4 protein-coding genes are annotated in these 4,912 nt (G+C 64.4%); 2 read left to right on the forward strand and 2 right to left on the reverse strand.

Features of this window, described 5'->3' with window-relative positions; all coding sequences use genetic code 11:
- Positions 1–1,254, forward strand: a 1,254-nt coding sequence (locus ACTJGZ_RS15735) for an ABC transporter permease (RefSeq protein ID WP_441663837.1), incomplete at its 5' end; no start/stop codon positions are given.
- Positions 1,255–1,256: 2 nt separating this feature from the next.
- The gene (locus ACTJGZ_RS15740; RefSeq protein ID WP_441663838.1) at positions 1,257–2,660 is read left to right on the forward strand and encodes a TolC family protein; all 1,404 of its coding nucleotides are present in this window, start codon (positions 1,257–1,259) and stop codon (positions 2,658–2,660) included.
- Here ACTJGZ_RS15740 and ACTJGZ_RS15745 read toward each other — a convergent pair.
- Entirely contained in the window at positions 2,646–3,944 is a 1,299-nt protein-coding gene (locus ACTJGZ_RS15745) for an MFS transporter (protein WP_441663839.1), read from the reverse strand. The two genes, ACTJGZ_RS15740 and ACTJGZ_RS15745, sit on opposite strands and share 15 nt — an antisense overlap.
- A gap of 399 nt (positions 3,945–4,343) precedes the next feature.
- On the reverse strand, positions 4,344–4,912 hold a 569-nt coding region (locus ACTJGZ_RS15750), incomplete at its 5' end, for an ACT domain-containing protein (protein WP_441663840.1).

The following is a 4,912-nucleotide window of genomic DNA, read 5'->3' on the forward strand; positions in this document are numbered from 1 at the left end:
CCGGCCCCGGCCGCCACGGACACGCCAGCCATCGCGCCGCAGGGCCATACCCGCAGCAGCGACCGCTACCTGGAAGCCGCCAGGATGGCCTGGCGCGCCATGCGCGCCCACAAGCTGCGCACCTTCCTGACCATGCTGGGCATCATTATCGGCATTGCTTCCGTGGTGTCTGTCGTCGCCCTGGGCGAAGGTTCGCGCCAGCGCGTGCTGGCCGACATCAGCGCCATCGGCACAAATACGCTGGAAATTTTTTCCGGCCGCGGATTCGGCGATGAGCGCTCAGGCCGCATCCGCACCCTGCTGCCCGGCGACGCCGACGCCCTCGCCCAGCAGCCCTATGTGGACAGCATCAGCCCGCTGGTGAGCAGCAGCGCCAGTCTGCGCTTTGGCAATACGTCCGCCAACGGCCAGATCAATGGCGTCAACGAACAGTATTTTCGCGTCAAGGGGCTGCGCATTGCCGACGGGCATGCCTTCAATGCCGCAGCGGTGCGCCATCTGGCGCAGGAAGCCGTGATCGACCAGAACACCCGCAACACCTTGTTCGGCGCCCATGCCGATCCCATCGGCCAGGTCATTCTGCTGGGCAATATCCCCGTGCGCGTCATCGGTGTCACGGCCAAGAGCGATTCCCCCTTCGGCAACAGCGAGCAACTCAATGTCTGGGTGCCGTACACCACCGCCATGAGCCGCATTCTTGGACAATCCTATTTGCGCAATATCACGATACGCGTGGCCGATAACATCTCCACCACTGCCGCCCAGCAAGGGGTGGAAACACTGCTGGCGCGGCGCCATAAAGCGCAGGATTTCTTCATCGTCAATACCGACAGCATCCGCAACACCATTGAAAGCACCAGCGCCACCATGCGCCTGCTGATCTCTGCCATCGCCCTGATCTCGCTGGTCGTGGGCGGCATAGGCGTCATGAACATTATGCTGGTCTCCGTTACCGAACGCACGGCGGAAATCGGCGTGCGCATGGCCATAGGCGCACGGCGCAGCGACATCATGCAGCAGTTCCTGATCGAGGCCGTTTTGGTCTGCCTGTTCGGCGGCATTCTGGGGATTCTTGGCGCCCTGGGCATAGGCGTCCTGTTCTCGCTGTTCAGCACAGGGTTCTCCATGGTGTTTTCGGCCATGTCCATGGCGGCGGCAGTCGTCTGCTCCAGCGTGGTGGGTATTGTGTTCGGCTACCTGCCCGCACGCAGCGCCGCCAACCTGGACCCTATCGTCGCGCTTTCCAAAGGATGACCATGCCTGCTCCCTTTTCCGCGCGCGCCAGCCTGGGCGCGCTGACGCTGGCCGTGCTGCTCACCGGCTGCGCGCTCCGCACGCCCTACACCCCGCCTGAGGCAGCCATTCCTGGCGCCTGGCAAAGCGCCGATGCGCCCCCGGTCGAACTGGCTGCTGCCGGGGATGCCGCGGGCTGGTGGCAGCAATTCCAGGATCCGCTGCTGGACCGCTGGATTGCCGATATTCTGGCGCGCAACAACGACCTGGCCAGCGCCGGCCTGAAGACCCAGCGGGCCCGCCTGCAGGCTGGCCTGAGCGCCGATGCCATGCGCCCGGCGCTCACCGCCGACGCCAGCAGCAGCCTGAGCCAGGATCTCGATCACGGCCAGGAAAGCCGCCATAGCAGCGCCCGGCTGGGTCTATCCTATGAATGGGATATCTGGGGCCGCCTGTCCGCCCGCGACGCCGCCGCGCACTGGGAAGCGCAGGCCGCCGACGCCGAACGCGAGGCCGTGCGCCAGGGCCTGGTCGTCACCGCCGCATCGCTGTACTGGCAAGCGGGGTATCTCAATCAGCGCCTCGCTACCAGCCAGGCCAATATCGTCAACGCTCGCAAGACCCTGAAAATCATAGATGCCCGGCATCGCGCAGGCGCCGCCAGCGCGCTGGATCTGGCCGAAATGACACGCAGCCTGGCCGCGCTGGAAAGCACGCACGCTCAGTTGCTGCAAACCCGTGACGAAACCCTGCGCGCCCTGGCGCTCTTGCGCGATGCGCCGCCCAGCACGGATCTGCCTGTCCCCGAACAGCTGCCGGAAATCGGTCTGCCCAGTCTCGCGCCCGGCCTGCCCGCCACGCTGCTGGCGCGCCGCCCGGACGTGCAGGCCGCCGAACGGCGGCTGCGCAAGAGCTACGCCAGCGCCGATGCGACCCAGGCCGACTACTACCCGCGCCTGTCGCTGACAGGCACACTGGGCACCAGCAGCAGCGCCTTGCTCAATCTGCTGTCGAACCCCATCGCCACGCTGGGCGCAGGCCTGAGCCTGCCCTTTCTGCAAGCGACAGAAATGCGCCTGAACCGGGAAATTGCCGCCACCGACACAGAATTGGCCATCATCGGGTTCCGCCAAACGCTGTATCAGGCTTTTGCCGAGGTGGAGAATGCCTTGTCAGCCCAAACCCGCTATGCCACGGAAACCGGGCAGCGCCAGCTCGCGCTGGATGCCGCTCGGCAAACAGAGCAATTGCAAGACGTCCGTTACCAGGCCGGCGCGGTGGACCTGAAAACCCTGCTGGACGCTCAGGATGCCCGCAGCAGCAGCGAAACCTTGCTCTGGGAAGCCCAGCTCAATCAGCGCATCAACCTGCTGAAACTCTGGCAAGCCCTGGGCGGCCCGCCAGAACACGGATCAGGGGCGGTGTGAGGCGGGCTGGGCGGCCGTGTCCGGCACCTCCTCCATCAGCTCATTGTCCAGCGCGCCTTGCACCATATCCTCAGTCACACGCAGCTCCACCCCGGTCGGTGACATCTGCGATGCGGCCGCAAACGGCGCGGCAGGCGCCGGGGCCGGGCGCTCTTTGCGGCGCCAGATATACAGCGCCAGCATCGCCAGATTCAGCAGCGCGAATGCCCAGAACAGGCCGCCGGCGCCCATCCAGGTCATCATCGGCGCAATCGCCAGCGGACTCAGCACCGAACCCAGCGAGTTGATCAGCAGCAAGCCCTGAATCATGCGCACCAGCGCATCCGCCGTGGCCCGGTCAGCCGCATGGCTGACTGACACCGGATAAATGGCAAACACGCCGCCGCCCAGCAGGAACAGCAGGATGGACAGCAGCGGCAAAGAGGCCGGCAGCAACACGATGGCCAGCGACAGGATCGTGCAGAAAATACTCAGCGAAATCAGCACGACCTGCCGGCTCTGACGGTCAGACCAGCGCCCCACGGGATACTGCAACACCATGGCGCCAAAAATCGTGATGGCCATCATGCTGCCAATATCCCCCACACTCAGGCCGATGCGCTGCAAATACAGCGGCAGCAAGGTGTAAACCGCCGCAATCGCGACGCCCGAACCAAAGCAGCCGATCACGCCTGTGGGCGACATGCGCAGCAAGCGATGCGGCGGCAGCGGTTCGACGCGCTCCACAATGGGAGACACGCGCGGCAGGATCACCATGGGCATCACCGATAGGGAGGCCAGCATGCCCGCCACCATGAACGGCCCGGCCGCGCCGGACGCGTCAACCACGCCCAGCATGGCCTGGCCCACCATGCCCGCGCCATACAGGGAGATCATATATACCGCCAGCAACCGCCCGCGCAACCTGGGGTCGGCCGCCATCAGCAGCCAGCTTTCAACCACCAGAAACACGCCCACCGTCGCCCAGCCATTGACCAGGCGCAGCAACGCCCAGCCCCAGGCATCCAGGAACAGGCCCTGCAGCAACACCGTGACGGCGATCAGGGAGGCAAAACTGCTGTAGGCGCGAATGTGGCCGATGCGGACGATCAGCCTGTCATTGAACATGGCCCCCAGGGTGAGGCCGATAAAGTAGGCGGAAGAAACTATCCCGACCACGATGGCGGATTCACCCGCCGCATCCAGCCTGATCGAGGTCAGGGAGGAAATGAACCCGTTACCGATACAGATGATAAACAGGCCAAGTAAAGGCGCCAGCGCATTGGCCAGCAGTTGCCGCAACATACAAACCTCGGTAGCCGGCCGCCGGGCCGGAGGAATACGATATGCGCATAGGCGGAACGGCGCATATCGCCGGCCGCCGCACCCTGGGTTGTGTCCTGGGTCACTCCGCTACTGCGCCCGTATAGGGAGCGGACGGAATTCTACTCCCAAGGCCTGCGGCCGTCCGGCGCGCCGATAAGGACTGTCGGCAATGCGACACAAAAACGGCTGGCGGCAGGCTTGCCCCCCGGCACCAGGCGGGCGCAAAAGGACAGAGACGGACAGGAACGGATGGGAACGGACGAACCATCCGGCCCCGAAAAAAAACCGGCCCCCGAAGTGATTCGGGGGCCGGTTTTTTGCAGCCGGCGGGCCTGCCCGGGCAAGCCAGGCAAAGCCCGCCGCTCAGGGCAAGCGGGCTCAGGCGACCTTGGGCTCGCCGTCCAGGCCGAAGGCCTTGTGCAGCGAACGCACAGCCAGCTCCATATACTTGTCTTCAATCACGACCGAGGTCTTGATTTCGCTGGTGCTGATCATGCGAATGTTGATGCCTTCCTTGGCCAGCGTTTCGAACATCAGCGCAGCCACGCCCACATGCGAACGCATGCCGATACCGACGATGGACACCTTGCAGACCTTTTCATCGGTCAGCACTTCACGCGCCTTGATGGCCGGCACCACTTGCTTTTCCAGCACCTGGCAGGCGCGCAGCAGTTCATTGCGGTTGACCGTGAAGGAGAAGAGCGTGGTGCCTTCGACCGATTGGTTCTGGATAATCATATCCACGTCGATCCCGGCAGCAGCGACCGGGCCCAGAATGGCCGAGGCCACGCCGGGGGTGTCGGGCACGCCGACCAGGGTGATCTTGGCCTCATCGCGGCTGAACGCGATGCCTGAGACAACGGCGGATTCCATTTTTTCGTCTTCCTCGAAAGTAATGAGCGTGCCCGAATGCATTTCTTCGTCGAGCGGAATAAGGGGATCGGTAA

This window comes from Kerstersia sp. (assembly GCF_052103615.1).
In the GTDB taxonomy this organism is placed as follows: Bacteria; Pseudomonadota; Gammaproteobacteria; order Burkholderiales; family Burkholderiaceae_B; genus Kerstersia.

What these genes read in the sequence shown, in the direction of transcription:
- ACTJGZ_RS15740 (WP_441663838.1), top strand. Translation starts at nt 1,257, where the DNA reads ATGCCTGCTCCCTTTTCCGCGCGCGCCAGCCTGGGCGCGCTGACGCTG.
- ACTJGZ_RS15745 (WP_441663839.1), bottom strand. Translation starts at nt 3,944, where the DNA reads ATGTTGCGGCAACTGCTGGCCAATGCGCTGGCGCCTTTACTTGGCCTG.